Origin of the sequence: Yoonia rosea (assembly GCF_900156505.1) — a bacterium.
Taxonomy (GTDB): Bacteria; Pseudomonadota; Alphaproteobacteria; order Rhodobacterales; family Rhodobacteraceae; genus Yoonia; species Yoonia rosea.
Genome location: NZ_FTPR01000003.1, coordinates 43,527 through 61,906 on the forward strand (window position 1 = coordinate 43,527; position 18,380 = coordinate 61,906).

The following is an 18,380-nucleotide window of genomic DNA, read 5'->3' on the forward strand; positions in this document are numbered from 1 at the left end:
ACCCGTTGCTCTGTGGCACCTAAGCGCGCAATCTAAAGGATGAAATCACCCGCTGTCACGCCTGTGGTGTCTTCAAGCGTGATACCCAAATCCGCAATTCCGTCGCCGTCCTGATCAACAAAGATGATGGTGTCGCTACCGGACGCTGTCGCCCAAATCTCGCCAACCGTATTTGTCGGCGCGCCACCAGCGTTGAAGGTAAATGCCTGATCACCGCCAAGCGACAGATTGGCGTCAATCATGCTGAGATCAATGTCGTCCGTCCCGGTCTCGAAATCTGTAATGGTGTCTCGGTTGTTGTTCCAGCTGTCGCTGATGGCGTTGAAAATGAAGGTATCCGCGCCGGATCCCCCTGTCATCGTGTCCTGACCAAGACCCCCTGAGATGTCGTCCGCGCCGCTGCCACCGTCAATCTCATCATTGCCACGGCCCCCAAAGAGCGCGTCATTGCCACCACCACCTGTGACCTCATCGTTGCCGCTGCCGCCATAGATCGTGTCGGCACCCGTACCGCCTGTAATCTGGTCATTCCCGGAACTGCCATAGATCGTGTTCGTCCCGCTGGCTGTCGTGATCGTGTCGTTGCCAGAGTTGCCATCGACTGCGTCGTTGTTGGCACCCGCATCAATCTGGTCACTGCCGGAACCGCCGAATATCTCGTCGTTGCCTGAACCGCCATTCAGCGTGTCTTGACCAACACCACCAATCAAAAGGTCGTTGCCGCCGTTTCCGGTCAGAACATTGTTCGCATCGTTTCCGACAAGTGTATCGTCGCCGCTGCCGCTTGTTGCGTTTTCGATCACAACACCATTTGCGATAGTAAATCCACCCCGGATACCCGAGGCGTTCGAGATGAAACCGCCGCCGCCAACTTCATATTCCAGCGTGGCAGGCCGCAGATCAATCACGGTGTCGCGGGTTCCGCTATATGTGATTGTATCAACACCGCCGGTGTCCCAGATCGCAACCCACCCTGTGCCGGTCGCGTTTGCGCTGGCCAGTTCATAGGTGTTGTTGCCGTTGTTGTAGGTTGTGTTTGCGCCATAAAGCTCTTGCAACATCGCGATATCAAGCGCCATCGGGCTTGCGGCATCGCCATAGCTATTGGTCGTTGTTGGCGCGCCATTCCAACCACCATTATACGACATGATCGTATAGACGGTTTGGTTCAATTCAAAATCCCCGTAGTCCCCGAATGGGAAGTTGGGTGCGCCGGGGTTCAGGCCCAAAAGAACCGAAGGGCCATCATGCGGGTGGTCCAGACCTAAGCCATGCAGGGCTTCGTGAATAACTGTTGAAAACCCGAGCCCGCCAGCGGTAAGCCCATTTGACCAGCCAAAACCACCGCTATTGAACGCGCCCATTGACTCACCAGTATAGCTCGAGCCGCCGGGCTGGTAAAAGTAACCAAGCAGTCCCGGGTCGCCGAAGTCATCCAACACCATTTGGAAATCTGCCCGAGGATCGTCCGATATAACGAACGTCACATTGGCATAGTTTGAAATGACACCCAAAGCCGTCATGACAGCATCGCGTTCCTCGAGGCTCCAGCCTTCTGAAACAACATCTGCGCCCGCGTCTGTTGTCAGCCGTTCGAATTCTGCCTGATCGCCGGCATCGACAAAATATACGGTCACGATATTATCACTGTCACCACGGGCCCGCCCGGAATCGAGTGTGTCTACGGGTGACGGGGGCGGAACAGACACTGCCGCCAATTCATAGGTGCCGGTGCCGCTGTCATTGAATGCCCCGGCCTCGATGTAGAACGTCCCGCCAGTCGGGCTGCCAATCGTAACCTGAGAATCCCGTCCGTTAAAATCATCGTTGAGTGCAACCAGATCGCCATCAGCGTCATAGACCCGCAAAAAAGGGTCGCTGAGGCTGAGACCTTCCATTGAAATCTCGGCAAACTGCCCCGGTCCAAGATCAATCCGCACCCAGTCACGGTCTCCTTGGAACCCAAGATTGCTTTGAAAAGTCCCCCCAACAGTCAGGGTTGCGGAGGTTGATGGATTGCTTGGAATATCGGCCATGAAAAATCTCTTCTGGAAGCACGGTAGCGCTGGGAAATTATAGAATAGAACGGGTTGTCGTCAGAGGACACAAAAACTGTGGCAAAAATTAGTTCAATGTGCGCGGGGGCGCAATTTTTTGGGCTCTGCAGCACTATGTCTGCTCCATGGTGGCAGTGTCGCGGGCCAACAAGCCGTTAATCGCCCGCATCTGGCTTTCGCGCAGCCAAAGGCTTAGGCTTGAATGGTAGGGTATGGCGACTGTCGCGCCAAATTACGGCATCTAAATCAAAGGAGTGCTGACCAGATGGCAAAGGAAACGATTGGTGTTGTCGGTGTCGGCTTGATGGGGCACGGAATCGCCAAGAACCTGCTGGCGGCTGATTATCCGGTTACTGTGATTGCCCACCGCAACCGGACCCCGATCGAGAGCCTGACAGCACTTGGCGCGGTTGAGGTTGGCGACCTGACCCAAATGGCTGCGACATGTTCGGTGATCCACATCTGCGCCCCCGGATCGCCGCAGGTCGAAGAAATCGTTGATGCGCTGTTACCGGCGCTCAAGCGCGGCAGCATAGTTGTCGACTGCTCGACCTCTGATCCCACATCGACAATCGCATTGGCGCAAAAACTGGCCAAGGCCGGGTGCCACATGGCCGATGCGCCGCTTGGTGGTACGCCCGTGCAGGCCGAGCAGGGGGAATTGGCCACAATGGTCGGGGCGGATGCCGAGGTTTTCGCGCGTCTTGAACCTGTCATCGCAAGCTGGGCCGGCGCGATTGTGCACATCGGGCCGTGTGGGGCAGGGCACAAGATGAAGCTGCTCAACAACTTTGTCTCGCTTGGCTATGCCGCCCTATATTCCGAGGCGCTTGCGCTCTCACGTAAGGTTGGTATTTCGGTCGATCAGTTCGACTCCGTCATTCGAGGAAGCCGGATGGACTGCGGTTTTTATCAAACCTTCATGGGGTATGCTGTTGAGGGCAACCGCGAGGCGCATAAGTTCACACTGACCAACGCACTCAAGGATTTGCGCTATCTTGAAGCGATGGCGGATAGTATCGCGCTTGCCAATCCTGTCGGTAATGCGGTGAAAAACAGTTTCGCTCTGGCCAGCGCCGCAGGGGGCAGCGGGCCAGAGGATTATGTGCCGCATCTTGTTGACTACATCGCGCGGCAGAACGGTTTGGACTAGAACACACCGTAGTAGGTTGCGACCTTGTCGGCCCAGTGCCGGTCAAGGGCGGTGGTATTTTCAAGCTGCGGGCTGGCGTCCAGCGTTGCGGCATCAATCGTGAGCACGGTTTTGGTATCGGCGTCGCCAACGGTTTCCACCAGATTGATCGGCAGCACGCGCTGGGTTTCGGGCAATACCACGCCGGTATCAACGGCAAGATGACTGACGGTAAGGTCCGCCGAACCAGCCAGAAGGCCGATCACCTTGCCAAGCTTGTCTGCCCCGTGACAGGCGACAGATCCCGAGACACTGCGCGCTGAAAACAGTCTGCCGTCCGGTGCGTTCTTTTCCAGAAATGTGGCTGCGACATCCTTGCTTGAGGGTCCAAGAAGCAATGACGGGATGTCGCTCAGCTGCAATCCGTCATCAAGGCCGACCTTTTCGATGACTTCCAGGTTCTCAAGGTCCGCTTTGTTTAATTGAAGTGTTACCGAGCGGTCGTCCGGGTCGATTTTGCCAATTTTATCGGCTGCAACGACGACGGTATGATTGGACAGCATTCCGCCCGTATCAATGGCCAGGTGTTTGATCTTCATTGTCTTCCGATCAATGAAGGCATCTACGATGGAGGCTTTGAAGTCTTCGGCTTGGGCTAAAAACCCAAAAAGATCATTTACTGAAAAGAGCATGAGAAATTCCTTTCTGTGTGCGTCTGTGAATGTGATGGAGGTTCCGTCAGCGCTGGGGGGTGTAACGATCAGTCGCAACCGTCGTGCCAGCAACTGGCAATGCTTCGCAGGGGGGCGAAAGATTAGAAGGCCATGGCGCAGTCGCAGATGTATACGCTGCATGCGATCCTAGGCTTTGCGTAACGGTTTCGCTGCGGCATTCCGCCCCTCTTTCTTGCGTCGTTGGGCGCCGATCACGGTCAGCGCTACTGCCGCTATACGTGGGGCTTATCTGAAAAATTCAACATTTTCGGGTGTTTTCGCCAAAAGCGATGCGCGATTTCAAAATAGCGCTGCCGATTATCCTGTGCGCCCGGTAGGTTGTCCGCGGGGCGGGAAAAGAGCAAAGACCACGCTTTCGAAACATTGGAGGTGGGCGCCGGACAATGCGACAGCGGCTGTTCTGTGGCGGCACAATCAGTTGTGTTTTTCAGAACCAAGGTGTTGTCTGTCCCGAAAAAATCTAGCACAAAACAGCATGCTCTGGCACTTCGGGGTTTTACCCTGCACAGTGCGTGACAGCAAAAAATCAAATCATCGTCTTAACCAGCAGGAGACTTCTATGTCGATATTTACCAAGGATCAAAGCTTCGCGCATGCGCGAAAAATGCTTTCGGTGTCCGCCCTCGCCCTCGCAATGACCTCGGTGTCTGCCAACGCCGAGACACTGCGCTGGGCACGTGTCGCTGATGCGCTGACGCTTGATCCGCATTCCCAGAACGAAGGTCCGACGTCGACATTGCTGCACCACATCTATGAAACGCTTGTGGGGCGTGCGACGGACGGTTCGCTGACCCCGCGTCTGGCAACAGACTGGCGCATCAGCGAAGAAGACCCTTCTGTCTGGATTTTCACGCTGCGCGAAGGTGTGACGTTCCATGATGGTTCCGAGTTCAACGCCGAGGACGTGGTATTCTCTTTGAACCGTGTACGTGCCGAAAGCTCGGGCTTCAAAGCGTTGCATGGTGCTGTTGAAAGCGTGTCGATGGTCGATGACTATACCGTCCACGTGAAAATGACCGGCCCGTCGCCGCTGTATGTACAGAACCTGACAAACACATTCATCATGGATCAGGGTTGGGCCGAGGCAAACGACGTGGTTGAGCCGCAGAACTTTGCTGCCGGTGAGGAAAACTTTGCCGTACGCAACACCAACGGGACCGGCCCCTACACGCTGGTATCGCGTGATCCCGAAGTGCGGACTGTGATGGCTGCGTTTGATGGCCACTGGGACGAAGCCCCGGCCGTGACCGAGATCATCTACACCCCGATTTCAGAGGCCGCGACCCGCGTTGCCGCACTGCTTTCGGGTGAAGTCGATGTGGTACAGGATGTGCCCGTGCAGGATATTGCACGTCTTGAGCAGACCGAAGGCGTCAAGATCACAACCGGCCCTGAAAACCGCAACATCTTTTTCGCCTATGACATGGTGTCGGACACGCTGCGGTCCTCTGATGCCGCCGACAACCCTTTCAAAAAGCCTGAAATTCGCGAAGCAATGGCCCTCGTTCTGGACCGCGACGCGATCCAGCAGGTCGTGATGCGCGGCCAGTCACAGCCATCAGCGGCCCCATTGCCGCCGTTTGTGAACGGCTGGACCGAAGAGATGAACGCTTATGGTTCACCAGATGTGGAACGCGCCGCGCAGCTTGTGGTCGAAGCGGGTTATCCTGACGGGTTCTCGGTTGATCTGAACTGCCCGAATGACCGTTATCTGAACGACGAAGCGATCTGTCAGGCGATGGTCGGCATGCTGGGCCGCGCGAACATCCGCGCCAATCTGGTGTCGCAGACACGCAGCCTGCACTTCCCGCTGATCGAAAACTGGGAAACCGATTTCTATCTGCTGGGCTGGGGTGTACCGACATTTGACAGCGCCTATATCTTCAACTTCCTCGTGCACACCCGTGAAGACGCCTATGGCGCATATAACGGATCGCGTTACTCGAACCCCGAGGTTGATGCGAAAATCGAGGCTCTGGCGACCATGACCGATCTGGAAGCGCGCGATGCGACGATCGCCGAAATCTGGGATCAAGTAATGGAAGACCGCGTTTTCCTGAACGTGCACAACCAGATGCTGGCCTACGCAATGCGTGACGACATCAACCTTGATGTGCATCCTGAAAACCAGCCGAAGATGACGACTGTCACTTTCAACAACTAATACGTCTTGAACCTTTTGCCCGCGTGGTTTAGCGCCACGCGGGCAATTTGTATTTGTGTCAATGGGGCTGACCTATTCGCACAGCAATGAAGGGGCTATTTCATCATGCTGGCCTATATCATCCGCCGTATCCTGCAATCCGTCTTGGTGATGCTTGTCGTGGCTTTGGTGTCCTTTGCCCTGTTTCGTTTTGTCGGTGACCCGATCAATTCGATGGTCGGGCAGGAAACGTCGATTGCCGACCGCGAAGCGTTGCGCGACCAGTTGGGATTGAACGACCCGTTCCTGAGCCAATTCGCGACATTTGTGACCCGTGCCGCCCAAGGCGATTTCGGGATATCCTACCGCTTGCAACAGCCTGTGATGGAACTGATCTTGTCGCGCCTGCCGGCAACGCTGGAACTGGCGCTGGTGTCGGGGGTGCTGGCCTTTGTCTTTGGTGTCGGTTTTGGCGTCTACACAGCACTACGACGCAACGGTTGGGTGTCGAACACGATCATGACGGTGTCTTTGATTGGCGTATCGCTGCCCACCTTCCTGATTGGTGTTCTGCTGATCTGGGTTTTCGCGGTCGAACTGCAATGGCTCCCCAGTTTTGGCCGCGGTGAAACGGTTGAGATCGGCGGCTGGACGACCGGTTTTCTGACACCCACGGGCCGCGCTTCTTTGATCCTGCCCGCGATCACGCTGGGGCTTTATCAGATGACGTTGATCATGCGCCTTGTGCGTGCCGAGATGCTCGAAGTGCTCCGCACCGACTATATCAAATTCGCGCGGGCACGTGGCCTGAGCAATCGCGCGGTCAACTTTGGCCATGCCCTCAAGAACACCATGGTGCCGGTGATTACCATCACCGGTTTGCAATTGGGGTCGATTATCGCTTTTGCCATCATCACGGAAACCGTTTTCCAGTGGCCGGGCGTGGGTGCGCTGTTCATCAACTCGGTCCGCTTTGTCGATGTACCTGTGATGGCGGCCTATCTGATGATGATCGCGCTGGTATTCGTGATCATCAACCTGATCGTTGATTTGCTTTATTATGCGGTTGATCCGCGGCTGCGCGTCGATCGCGCGGCGACACGGCATTAAGGATTTACTGACATGAACCGCCTTGCTCGCATGTGGGACAGTGATATTGCTTGGTCCTTTCGGAATACACCGGTCGCGATTGTTGCCGCAATAATCGCGTTGATCATCGTGCTGGGTGCTGTTTTTGCACCGTGGATTGCACCCTATGATCCGTTCAATTCGGCATCTCTGAACCTGATGGACGGTTTCACCCCGCCAGGTGAGCCGAACCAGTTCACCGGCAATACCTATTTGATGGGCACCGACAATCAGGGCCGCGACATCTTCTCGACGATTCTTTATGGCGCGCGGATTTCGCTATTTGTGGGCTTCTCTGCCGTCGTGTTTGCCTTGGTGCTGGGTATCGGGCTCGGGCTGTTGGCGGGGTGGCGCGGTGGCTGGGTCGATAGCCTGATCATGCGTATTGCGGATGTGCAGTTGTCATTTCCGTCCATCCTGATTGCATTGCTGATCTTTGGTGTGGCGCGCGGCTTTATCCCGCCCTCGATGCGTGAAGAGGTTGCGATCTGGGTTTTGATCGTCTCGATCGGCCTGTCGGATTGGGTGCAATACGCCCGTGTGGTGCGTGGTGCCGCAATGGTTGAGAAGTCTAAGGAATACGTGCAGGCCGCCCGCGTCATCGGCGTACATCCCGCGCGTATCGTTTTGCGCCATATCCTGCCCAACGTGATGGGACCTGTGCTCGTGATCGCAACGATCGGTCTGGCGCTCGCGATCATCGCCGAAGCAACCCTGTCCTTTCTGGGCGTCGGTGTGCCGCCGACACAACCGAGCCTTGGTACGCTGATCCGGATTGGCCAGCAGTATCTCTTCTCTGGCGAATGGTGGATTTTGCTGTTCCCGGCCATCGCACTCTTGCTGCTCGCTTTGTCGGTCAACCTTTTGGGTGACTGGCTGCGCGACGCGCTGAACCCACGGCTAAGGTGACAATTATGACCGATGCTTTGCTTTCCGTCCGTAACCTGCGGGTCGAATTCCCGACACGTCGCGGTATTCTGACTGCGATTGACGATGTGTCTTTTGATATCATGCCCGGCGAGGTGCTGGGCGTGGTAGGTGAATCCGGTGCGGGCAAATCGCTAACCGGTGCCGCGATCATCGGCCTGCTGGAACCGCCGGGGCGCATTGCCGGTGGTGAAGTCCTGCTCAAGGGCGAACGGATCGACAATCTGGGCGCCGAAGCCATGCGCCGGATCCGTGGCAAGCGGATCGGCATGGTGTTTCAGGACCCGCTGACAAGCCTGAACCCGCTCTATACCGTGGCCCAGCAGTTGATCGAGACCATCCGCACGCACGCGGATATTTCCGAAAGTGAGGCACGCAAAAAGGCTATCGCCTTGCTTGACCGCGTGGGTATTCCTGCGGCAGCGCGGCGCATCGACGATTACCCGCACCATTTTTCAGGCGGCATGCGCCAGCGCGTTGTCATTGCCCTTGCGCTTTGCGCCGAGCCGGAGCTGGTGATCGCGGACGAGCCCACGACAGCGCTTGATGTGTCGGTGCAAAGCCAGATCATCGACCTGATCAAGGAAATCTGCGCGGAACGGGGTGCCGCGGTGATGCTGATCACCCATGATATGGGCGTGATTGCCGAAACCGCCGACCGTGTGGCGGTGCTCTATGCGGGCCGGATTGCTGAAATCGGACCCGTGCGGCAGGTCATTACCGCAGCTGAACATCCCTATACCGCAGGTCTGATGGGTTCGATCCCGACGCTGACGCAAACCGATGCGCGGCTGGTGCAAATCCCGGGTGCGATGCCCCGGCTGAATGCTATCCCGCAGGGCTGCGCCTTTAATCCGCGCTGCGAAAAAGCGTTTGATCGCTGTTTCAAAGAACGTCCCGCACCTGTCCTGCGTGACGCAGACGGGCGCAAGGTTGCGTGCTGGCTGTATGATGCCATCGACACACCTGCAAAGGAGCAAGCGAATGGCTGATGCGCTGCTGAAGATCGAACACCTGACGCGGTATTTCGATATTTCGAAACCTTTCCTGAACCGGATGCTGGAACGCGATGAAAAGCAGTTCCTGACGGCGGTGGCCGACGTGAGCTTCGAAATCAAGCGTGGAGAAACCTTTGCGCTGGTGGGTGAAAGCGGGTCGGGGAAATCGACAATTGCAAAGTTGGTCGTAGGATTGCTTGGCGCATCAGAAGGGACCATCGAATTTGATGGGCATAAGATGACAGGCACGACAGGAACCGCGATGCGCGATCTGCGCCGCCGGTTCCAGATGATCTTTCAAGACCCTTTCGCAAGCCTGAACCCGCGCTGGCGCGTTGGTGATATCATCGCCGAGCCGATCCATACGTTTGGCCTGCTCAAAGGGGCTGACGTGACGAACCGTGTGGGTGAATTGCTGGATACGGTGGGCCTGTCCGCCAAAGACGCCGAAAAGTTTCCGCATGAGTTTTCCGGCGGCCAGCGCCAGCGGATCGCGATTGCACGCGCGCTGTCATCCAAACCTGAATTCATCGTCTGTGACGAACCGACCTCGGCGCTGGATGTGTCGGTGCAGGCGCAGATTTTGAACCTGATGAAGGACCTTCAGGACGAAATGGGCCTGACCTATCTTTTCATCAGCCATGACCTTTCGGTCGTGCGGCACATGGCGAGCCGGATTGGCGTGCTTTATCTGGGCCGTCTGGTCGAAGTGGCCGATGGCAAGACGCTGTTCTCCTCCCCGCAGCATCCCTATACGCAGATGCTCCTCGATGCGGTGCCTGATCTGGCACTGTCCGGACGGCGGCGCAAACCTGTCGATGGTGAAATCCCCAACCCGATCAATCCGCCACCCGGCTGCGCCTTCCACCCGCGCTGCCCGCTGGCCATGGACCGCTGCAAGGTTGATGCGCCCCATCAGGTCGCGACAGAGACCGGTTATGCGGCGTGCTTTGCGCTGGAAGCCGAAGCAAAGGCAAGCTGAGCGGATCAGGCGGGGCGCGGGCTTTGGACCGCCGTCAGACGGTTTCCAGATAGCTATGGAATTCGAAGTCCGTGACGTGGCGGGCAAAGCGTTTGAGTTCCTGCGTCTTGCATTCCACCAGCATCGTTTGAAGGCGCTTGGAGAAAATGTTCTGCACGTGCTTGCCGCGGTTGAACGCCTGAATCGCTGTCGCCCAATCAAGGGGCAAGTGGTCGAGTTTCAGACTGTAGGCATCGCCCTCGATCGGCTGGGCAGGTTCCATTTTTGCTTCGATCCCGATCAGTGCCCCGCCAAGAATACTGCCAACCACCAGATACGGGTTCGCATCAGCCCCCGCGACCCTGTGTTCGATCCGGCGCGCTTTGTGGTTGCCGCCGGGAATGCGGATCGCGGCGGTGCGGTTTTCATAGCCCCAAGCCACGCTGGTCGGGGCATGTGCCCCCGGTAGCAAACGGCGGTAGGAATTTTCATGCGGCGCAAATGTCAGGGTGTTTTCCTGCATCGTCTCCAATAGCCCTGCCACGGCATTCAGCATCAGCGGCGTGCCTTCCGCGCCGCCGTTGTCGAACAGGTTGACGCCGTTCTCATCGACAAGGCTGAAATGCACGTGAAAGCCGCTGCCGGACCGTTCACCGTAAGGTTTGGCCATAAAGGTCGCGGCCAATCCGTGCTTGCGCGCGATCCCGCGGACTAGCCGCTTGAACAACACGGCATCGTCGGCGGCCTGAAGCGGATCGTTGACATGCATCATGTTGATTTCAAATTGCCCGGCCCCATTTTCCGAAATCGCGGCATCGGCGGGAATGCCTTGTTCGTGGCAGGCCTGATAGACATCGTTCAGGAAGCTGTCGAAATGCTGCAATTCATCCAGGGACAAGGCACCGTCTGAATCAAGCCGCTTGCCCGTGACAGGTGACCGGGGTGGCTGCGGGCGTTCTTCACTGGGATCGCACAGATAGAATTCAAGCTCGGTTGCCACGACGGGCGTGAGGCCAAGTGCCTTGTAGCGATCAACGATGTTGGCCAGTGCATGGCGCGGGTCGCCCAGAAACGGATTGCCATCATCCGTATGCATCCAGAACATCGCCAAGGCCGAGGGTTGGCTGGTCCAGTTGATCAGGACAAGCGGGCGGCCGGTGTGTTCGCAGATCCCGTCTGAATCGCCCGTTTCAAAAACCAGTTCGTTGTTCTCGATGTCTTCGCCCCAGACATCCATGCTCAGGATTGACAGCGGCATCCGCAGCCCACCATCAAGCGACGCACGCGCCTTTTCAATCGGCAGCCGCTTGCCGCGCATTGTGCCGTTCAGATCGCAAACACAGACAAAAACACTCTCGATCTCGGGGTGCTCCTGCAGCCATGTCATGATATTTGTGGTCGTGGTTGCTCGTGGCTCATTCTGGGCAGTCATAGTGCGATCCTTTGGATGTCCTGACGTCATATCCATGCGGCGGCCATGCTGTGAATGCGCATTTATGCCTGCTCAAGGATGCAAGATATGTCTAGCCTGCGGCGCAGGTGACTGCCAGTGGGAAGTATATGTGCAGCCATGGACATCGGCCCATAAGTAGCCCCATAAGTAGGCAACGATGGTGGTTCGAAACGCCGTTTGTGTCGATTCTCAAGAGGGCGTCATCCACCAAGTCTGGAGCTAGGAAAGCATCATGAAGTTTCGTTTCCCCATTTTCATTATCGACGAGGATTTCCGGTCGGATAACAACTCTGGGGTGGGTATTCGCGCGATGGCACAGGCCATCGAAAACGAGGGTGTCGAGGTCGTCGGCGTTACAAACTACGGTGACCTGTCCCAGTTCGCACAGCAGCAATCCCGCGCCAGCGCCTTCCTTTTGTCGATTGATGATGAAGAGTTCAGCGCGGGCCCCGACATTGACCCCGTGGTCGTCAACCTGCGCGCCTTCATCGAAGAAGTGCGGTGGAAAAACGCAGATGTGCCGATCTTCATCTACGGTGAAACCAAAACCGCACGCCATCTGCCCAACGATATTCTGCGCGAATTGCATGGCTTCATCCATATGTTCGAGGATACGCCCGAATTTGTCGCGCGACACATTATTCGCGAGGCGAAGACCTATCTCGAAGGCATCCAGCCGCCCTTCTTCAAGGCGCTGTTGGACTATGCCGATGACGGTTCGTATTCGTGGCACTGCCCGGGCCATTCAGGTGGCGTTGCTTTCCTCAAAAGCCCGATTGGCCAGATGTATCACCAGTTCTACGGCGAAAACATGCTGCGCGCAGATGTGTGCAATTCGGTCGAGGAACTGGGCCAGTTGTTGGACCACAATGGTGCAATCGGCGCGTCGGAACGCAACGCCGCCCGCATCTTCAACGCCGATCACTGTTTCTTTGTCACCAACGGCACAAGCACCAGCAACAAGATGGTCTGGCATCACACGGTTGCCCCCGGCGATGTTGTTGTGGTCGACCGCAACTGTCACAAATCCATTTTGCACAGCATCATCATGACTGGTGCGATCCCGATCTTTCTGAAACCGACGCGCAACCATTTCGGGATCATCGGTCCGATCCAGCGCAGCGAGTTCGAGATCGAAGCGATCCGCGACAAGATCCGCGCCAACCCATTGCTGGCGCATATCGACGCCGATACCGTCAAGCCGCGCATCATGACGCTGACGCAGTCAACCTATGACGGTGTGCTGTACAACACCGAGACGATCAAGGACCGGCTGGACGGCTATATCGAGAACCTGCATTTCGATGAGGCATGGTTGCCCCATGCGGCCTTCCATCCGTTCTACGGCAACTTCCATTCGATGGGGCGCAAACGGGAACGGCCGCGGCATTCGGTGACTTATGCCACCCAATCGATCCATAAACTCCTCGCGGGGATCAGTCAGGCGAGCCATGTGCTCGTGCAGGATTCCCAGGATACGAAACTGGATCGCCACCTCTTTAACGAAGCCTACCTGATGCACACCAGCACCAGCCCGCAGTACAGCATCATTGCAAGCTGTGATGTGGCCGCGGCCATGATGGAACCTCCGGGCGGCACGGCCCTGGTCGAGGAAAGCATACAGGAAGCGCTCGATTTCCGCCGTGCCATGCGCAAGGTCGATGAAGAGTTTGGCGCTGATGACTGGTGGTTCAAGGTCTGGGGCCCTGATGCGCTCGAGGAAGAGGGGATTGGCCGCGCCAAGGATTGGGTGCTCAAGCGCACTGATGAAGAAGGGGTACAGGCCTCTGACGGTGAAGACGCTTGGCACGGGTTTGGGGATATGGCCCCGGGCTTTAACATGCTGGACCCGATCAAGGCCACGATCATCACGCCGGGCTTGAACCTTGATGGGCGGTTCGAAGAGGCAGGTATTCCTGCGTCGATCGTGACCAAATATCTGGCCGAACACGGGGTCGTGGTGGAAAAAACCGGCCTTTATAGTTTCTTTATCATGTTCACCATCGGCATCACCAAGGGCCGTTGGAACACGCTGCTGGCCGCGTTGCAGCAGTTCAAGGACGACTACGGCAAGAACCAACCGATGTGGCGCACGATGCCGGAATTCTGTGCCAAACATCCGCGCTATGAACAGATGGGCCTGCGCGATCTTTGCGAACATGTGCACAGGCTCTATGCCAAGTATGACGTCGCGATCCTGTCAACCGATATGTATCTCAGCGACCTGACCCCCGCCATGACACCCTCGGACGCCTTTGCGCATATCGCGCAGCGCACAACGCAGCGTGTGCCGATCGACGCGCTTGAGGGGCGGATCACGACGAGCCTGATCACGCCTTATCCGCCGGGTATTCCGCTGCTTATTCCGGGTGAGGTCTTCAACAGCAAGATTGTCCAATATCTCAAATTCAATCGCGAATTTGCGCGCGATTGCCCGGGGTTTGAAACAGACATCCATGGCTTGGTTCAAATCACCGGTGTTGATGGAACTGTCGAGTATTTTGCCGATTGCGTCGCCGTGTAAGGCCGGAAGCGATAGCGTTATCGGTTTGCAGGCAGCGGATTAGTGCTTGTCTTCTGCTTGTGGCAGCAGGCACTTTGTCAGCAAGAGGCAATAGGGGGGTAAGATGCTGAGATCAGCGATGGGATACAACGGTGCGGTCAGCGCGCCACACCGTGCTGCGGCACTGGCGGGCCGCGATGTGCTGGAAGCGGGGGGCACGGCGATTGAAGCCATGGTCGCCGCCGCCGCTGCGGTGGCCGTGGCCTATCCGCATATGAACGGGATTGGCGGCGACGGGTTCTGGGTAATCCACAAGCCTGGTCAAGCCCCCGTGGGTATATCGGGTTGTGGTCGTGCAGCGGGGCTTGCCACGCCGGAATGGTACGCCGCCCGTGGCGCAACAGACGCGATCCCCAGCCGTGGCGCACAGGCGGCATTGACCGTGCCGGGCACGATTGAGGGTTGGGCAAAAGCGCTGGACCTTGTGCCGGCAGACCGGCGTCTGCCCCTGTCACAACTTCTCGCACCCGCGATTGCGCTTGCATGCGAGGGTGTCGCAGTGACAGCAAACCAGTCTCTCACAACCGCCGACAAGCTGGCGACCCTGAAAGGTGTCGAAGGCTTTGACGAGACCTTCCTTGTGGATGGCGCGCCACCGGAACCGGGGTATCGTTTGCGCCAGACAGCACTTGGTCAAACCTTGCAGCGCCTCGCCGATGTGGGCCTTGATGATTATTACCGCGGCGACATTGCCGCAACCCACGCGGCATTTCTGGAAAAAGCAGGCAGCCCGCTCCGGCTGGACGATTTTGACCGCTTTGCTGCTGAACAGGTCACGCCCCTCACGGTGCAGGTGAATGCAGGTCAGCTATATAACATGATCGCACCGACCCAAGGGGTCTCATCCTTGATGATCCTTGCGCTGTTTGACCGTTTGAACGTCGAGACGGCCGAGAGTTTCGCGCATCTGCATGGTCTGATCGAGGCTACAAAGCTGGCCTTTATCAAGCGCAATGCGGAACTGGGTGATCCCGACTATATGGCGACACCCGCTCAGGACTGGCTGCAAGCGGAAGATCTTGATGCGCTGGCGAAACAGGTCAATCCTGAGACCGCCCTGCCTTGGCCGCATGAAGCCAAAGCAGGTGATACGATCTGGATGGGGGCTGCTGATCGTGAGGGCTGCGTTGTCAGCTTTATCCAGTCGGTCTTTTGGGAATTCGGATCAGGCCTGACATGTCCTGATACCGGCGTCTATTTCCAGAACCGTGGCGCAGGCTTTTCGTTGCAGGAGGGGCCCAACCAACTGGGTCCCTACCGCCGTCCGTTCCACACATTGAACCCCGCTTTGGCGCAATTGGCGGATGGCCGTGTCATGGCCTACGGCACGATGGGTGGCGAAGGTCAGCCCCAGACACAGGCAGCCGTCTTTACGCGCCATGTGCTGTTCGGACAGGATTTGCAGGAAGCGGTGACAGCGCCAAGGTGGCTGTTGGGCCGCACGTGGGGGGATGCCACGACCAGCCTGAAGCTCGAGGACCGTTTTGATCCCGAACTTGTCGCGGCCCTGACCGCAGCAGGCCATGAGGTTGAGATGATCGCACCGTTCTCTGATCTGGCAGGTCACGCCGGGGCGGTGGTGATGCACCCTTCCGGCCTGATGGAATGCGCAAGTGATCCGCGCGCTGACGGTGCGGCGATCGCTGTCTGATCCTGCGGGGCTGCACCATTTGTGCGGCAGATAACAGATAACGCCGCAACGGGTTTCCCGCTGCGGCGTTATCACTTTCAACAAAACCTTTGCCTTAAACGCCGTAAAGGCCAGCTACCCTGCCACGCAATGCGACCAGAGCCAGCACCGTGTCAATCGTTGGTGTCGGCGTTTCGGTGACGCGCCCAAGTTCTTTCACCGAGCCTACAAGCGCGTCGATTTCCATCGGGCGTCCTTGGTCCAGATCCTGCAGCATGGATGTGCGGTGCGCTCCCACATCGGCACCGCCCTGGATGCGACGGTCGACATCAATCGGGAATTTGACGCCCAGCTTTTCGGCAATCGCGTGCGCTTCAAGCATCATGTTGCGGGCAACCTCGCGCGTGCCGGGGTCTGTGCACAGAACATCAAGCGTCGCATGGGTCAGCGCAGAGATCGGATTGAAAGACAGGTTGCCCCAGAGCTTGACCCAGATTTCGTCCCTGATCTTCGGCCGGACAGGCGCCCTGAGCCCCGCATCTGCAAGCGCCTTGGAAAGGGTAAGTGCGCGCTCGGACTTTGATCCGTCAGGCTCCCCCAAAGAAAAGCGGTTGCCTTCGATGTGTTTGACAACACCCGGTGCGATGACCTCGGCGGCAGGGTAGACGACACAGCCCAGCACACGGTCCGGACCAAAGCCGTCCCATTGTGCGTTGCCGGGATCGACTGTTTCCAGCCGCGTGCCTTCAAGCGGACCGCCGATTTTGTGGAAATACCACCAAGGGACACCGTTCACGCCCGATACAATGGTCGTGTTCTCACCGATCAACGGCTGCATTTTTGACACCACTGGCGGAACAGAGTGGGCCTTGAGCGTGACAATCACATAGTCCTGTGGCCCAAGATCGGCCGCGTCGTCCGAAGCTGTGACCTTCACCGTGGTTTCGCCACTTTCCTCAATCAGACGCAACCCGTCTTCCCGCATCGCCTTAAGATGCGGGCCGCGCGCCACAAGGCTGACATCTGCCCCGGCCTGCGCGAGCTTTGCACCCATATAGCCGCCGATTGCACCGGCCCCGAAAATACAGATCTTCATGGCGTGCTCCCTATCCCAGACCCAGTTTCTCGGCGAGGCCGATACGCTGGAGCTTTCCGGTCGCACCCTTCGGGATCTCATCCAGGATCAGGATATTGCGCGGAACCTTGAAGGCCGCCAGCCGTTCGCTTGCGAAATCGCGGATTTCGCGGTCGGTGGCGCTTTGCCCCTCTTTCAACACTACGGCGGCCGCGACATCCTCGCCCAGTTTGGCGTGCGGGACAGCAAAGGTCACACATTGCCCGACGGCGGGGTGATCGGACAGGACGCCGTCAACCTCCAGCGGGCTGATCTTCTCACCGCCACGGTTGATGATTTCCTTCAGGCGACCGGTGAGCGACAGATATCCGTCCTCATCAAACATGCCCTGATCGCCGGTCCGGAACCAGCGTTTGCCGTCGGCTTTAAAGAAGTTCTTCTCGTTTGCTTCGGGGTTTGCCTCATAGCCCGGTGTCACGTTGGGCCCGGAGATCGCGATCTCGCCCACGCCATCAATCAGGCGGTTTTCCACTTCATGGGCAATACGTACTTCGGGACCGGCGGGCAGACCGACAGCGCCGGGTTTCTGACGGCCCGGTTCAATCGGATTGCAGCACATCTGATGCGCGGCCTCTGTCATGCCGTAGGCCTCGACGACGGGCGCGCCAAAGGTCTCGGCCAGTTGGGTCATCACAGGACCGGGCAGGGACGAGGAAGATGACCGCAAGAAGCGCAAGCGCGCGTTCTTGATGATCTCCGCATTGCGCGGCGCGCGTGCCAGAATAGCCTGATGCATCGTCGGCACGGCGGTGTACCACGTGGGATCGACCTCTTCGAGCCAGCCATAGAACTTGAGCGCATCAAAACCCGGTGCACAGCTGATAGATGCCCCGGCGGCAAGCGACGCGCTGACAGCCGCGATCAGACCGTGAATGTGGAACAGCGGCATCACGTTGAGGCAACAATCCTGAGGCGTCAGAGCGAGTGACGCGCGGATATTTTCGGCAGAGGCCGCGACATTCGACTGCAGCAGCGGCACGATCTTGGGACGCGACGTGGTGCCTGAGGTGTGCAGGATAAGGGCAACATCATCGGCTGTGGGAACCGCATCCGACGTATCGCCTGTCACACCGGTCGAAAGTGTGAAGGTGCCCGCCGGTTCGGTCGCGGTCAGTTCGATCACCGTCATATTGAAACGGTCCGCTGCCGCGCGCGCAGGTCCATCATAACCCGCCTCTACGATAATGGCGCGCGCTTTGAGGTCCTCAAGATAGAACGCGAATTCGTCCTCTTTGTAGGCGGGGTTCAGCGGGGCCGTGGTGGCAGACTGGGCGACGGTCACAAAAGCAGCAGCCATTTCAGGGCCATTGGGCAAGACGATTGCAACACGGTCACGCGCGCCGATACCTGCTTTGCGCAATGCCGCGCGCACGTCTTGCGTAAGCGCCCGCAGGTCAGCATAGGTCATCCAGTCGCGGCCCGGTGCACCGATGGCATTGGCCGTATCGGGGTGCGGCTGGATCAGGTCTTCAAGTCTTTGCATGGCATGTCTTTCATGTCGTTTTGTTGTTTGGATGGG

General features: G+C 57.7%; 13 protein-coding genes. 8 read left to right on the forward strand and 5 right to left on the reverse strand.

Annotated features, from left to right (window positions below):
- Positions 1-32: 32 nt before the first annotated feature.
- The gene (locus B0B09_RS14785) at positions 33-2,036 is read right to left on the reverse strand and encodes a M10 family metallopeptidase (protein WP_076660726.1); all 2,004 of its coding nucleotides are present in this window, start codon (positions 2,034-2,036) and stop codon (positions 33-35) included.
- 223 nt (positions 2,037-2,259) lie between these two features.
- Between B0B09_RS14785 and B0B09_RS14790 the strand changes: the two genes are divergently transcribed.
- Positions 2,260-3,210 (forward strand): NAD(P)-dependent oxidoreductase, encoded by a 951-nt coding sequence (locus tag B0B09_RS14790; RefSeq protein ID WP_084190870.1) that lies wholly within the window; start codon positions 2,260-2,262, stop codon positions 3,208-3,210.
- Here the strand turns inward: B0B09_RS14790 and B0B09_RS14795 are convergent.
- Positions 3,207-3,881 carry a hypothetical protein gene (locus B0B09_RS14795; RefSeq protein WP_076660728.1) on the reverse strand — a complete coding sequence of 225 codons (675 nt, stop codon included), beginning with the start codon at positions 3,879-3,881 and terminating at the stop codon, positions 3,207-3,209. The genes B0B09_RS14790 and B0B09_RS14795 overlap by 4 nt on opposite strands.
- A gap of 601 nt (positions 3,882-4,482) precedes the next feature.
- Between B0B09_RS14795 and B0B09_RS14805 the strand changes: the two genes are divergently transcribed.
- The 5 genes from B0B09_RS14805 (at position 4,483) to B0B09_RS14825 (ending at position 10,101) form a co-directional block, all read left to right on the forward strand.
- Entirely contained in the window at positions 4,483-6,087 is a 1,605-nt protein-coding gene (locus tag B0B09_RS14805; protein WP_375342226.1) for an ABC transporter substrate-binding protein, read from the forward strand.
- A gap of 105 nt (positions 6,088-6,192) precedes the next feature.
- Positions 6,193-7,176 carry an ABC transporter permease gene (locus B0B09_RS14810; protein WP_076660730.1) on the forward strand — a complete coding sequence of 328 codons (984 nt, stop codon included), beginning with the start codon at positions 6,193-6,195 and terminating at the stop codon, positions 7,174-7,176.
- A gap of 12 nt (positions 7,177-7,188) precedes the next feature.
- The gene (locus B0B09_RS14815; protein WP_076660731.1) at positions 7,189-8,103 is read left to right on the forward strand and encodes an ABC transporter permease; all 915 of its coding nucleotides are present in this window, start codon (positions 7,189-7,191) and stop codon (positions 8,101-8,103) included.
- A gap of 5 nt (positions 8,104-8,108) precedes the next feature.
- The gene (locus B0B09_RS14820; RefSeq protein WP_076660732.1) at positions 8,109-9,113 is read left to right on the forward strand and encodes an ABC transporter ATP-binding protein; all 1,005 of its coding nucleotides are present in this window, start codon (positions 8,109-8,111) and stop codon (positions 9,111-9,113) included.
- Positions 9,106-10,101, forward strand: coding sequence for an ABC transporter ATP-binding protein (locus tag B0B09_RS14825; RefSeq protein ID WP_055295650.1), 996 nt, complete (start codon positions 9,106-9,108; stop codon positions 10,099-10,101). The genes B0B09_RS14820 and B0B09_RS14825 overlap by 8 nt, the downstream gene beginning before the upstream one ends.
- A gap of 34 nt (positions 10,102-10,135) precedes the next feature.
- Here B0B09_RS14825 and B0B09_RS14830 read toward each other — a convergent pair whose 3' ends face one another.
- Positions 10,136-11,512: a glutamine synthetase family protein gene (locus B0B09_RS14830; RefSeq protein ID WP_076660733.1), complete on the reverse strand. Its 1,377-nt coding sequence runs from the start codon at positions 11,510-11,512 to the stop codon at positions 10,136-10,138.
- Positions 11,513-11,765: 253 nt separating this feature from the next.
- Here B0B09_RS14830 and B0B09_RS14835 point away from each other — a divergent pair, with 253 nt between their 5' ends.
- Positions 11,766-14,057, forward strand: coding sequence for an arginine/lysine/ornithine decarboxylase (locus B0B09_RS14835; protein WP_076660734.1), 2,292 nt, complete (start codon positions 11,766-11,768; stop codon positions 14,055-14,057).
- 103 nt (positions 14,058-14,160) lie between these two features.
- Complete coding sequence (locus tag B0B09_RS14840) at positions 14,161-15,747, forward strand: gamma-glutamyltransferase family protein (protein WP_076660735.1); 1,587 nt, start codon at positions 14,161-14,163, stop codon at positions 15,745-15,747.
- Between the two features lie 94 nt (positions 15,748-15,841).
- Here the strand turns inward: B0B09_RS14840 and B0B09_RS14845 are convergent, their stop codons facing one another.
- Positions 15,842-16,822, reverse strand: coding sequence for a 2-dehydropantoate 2-reductase (locus B0B09_RS14845; RefSeq protein WP_076660736.1), 981 nt, complete (start codon positions 16,820-16,822; stop codon positions 15,842-15,844).
- Between the two features lie 10 nt (positions 16,823-16,832).
- Positions 16,833-18,344 carry an acyl--CoA ligase gene (locus B0B09_RS14850; RefSeq protein ID WP_076660737.1) on the reverse strand — a complete coding sequence of 504 codons (1,512 nt, stop codon included), beginning with the start codon at positions 18,342-18,344 and terminating at the stop codon, positions 16,833-16,835.
- Between the last annotated feature and the right edge of the window lie 36 nt (positions 18,345-18,380).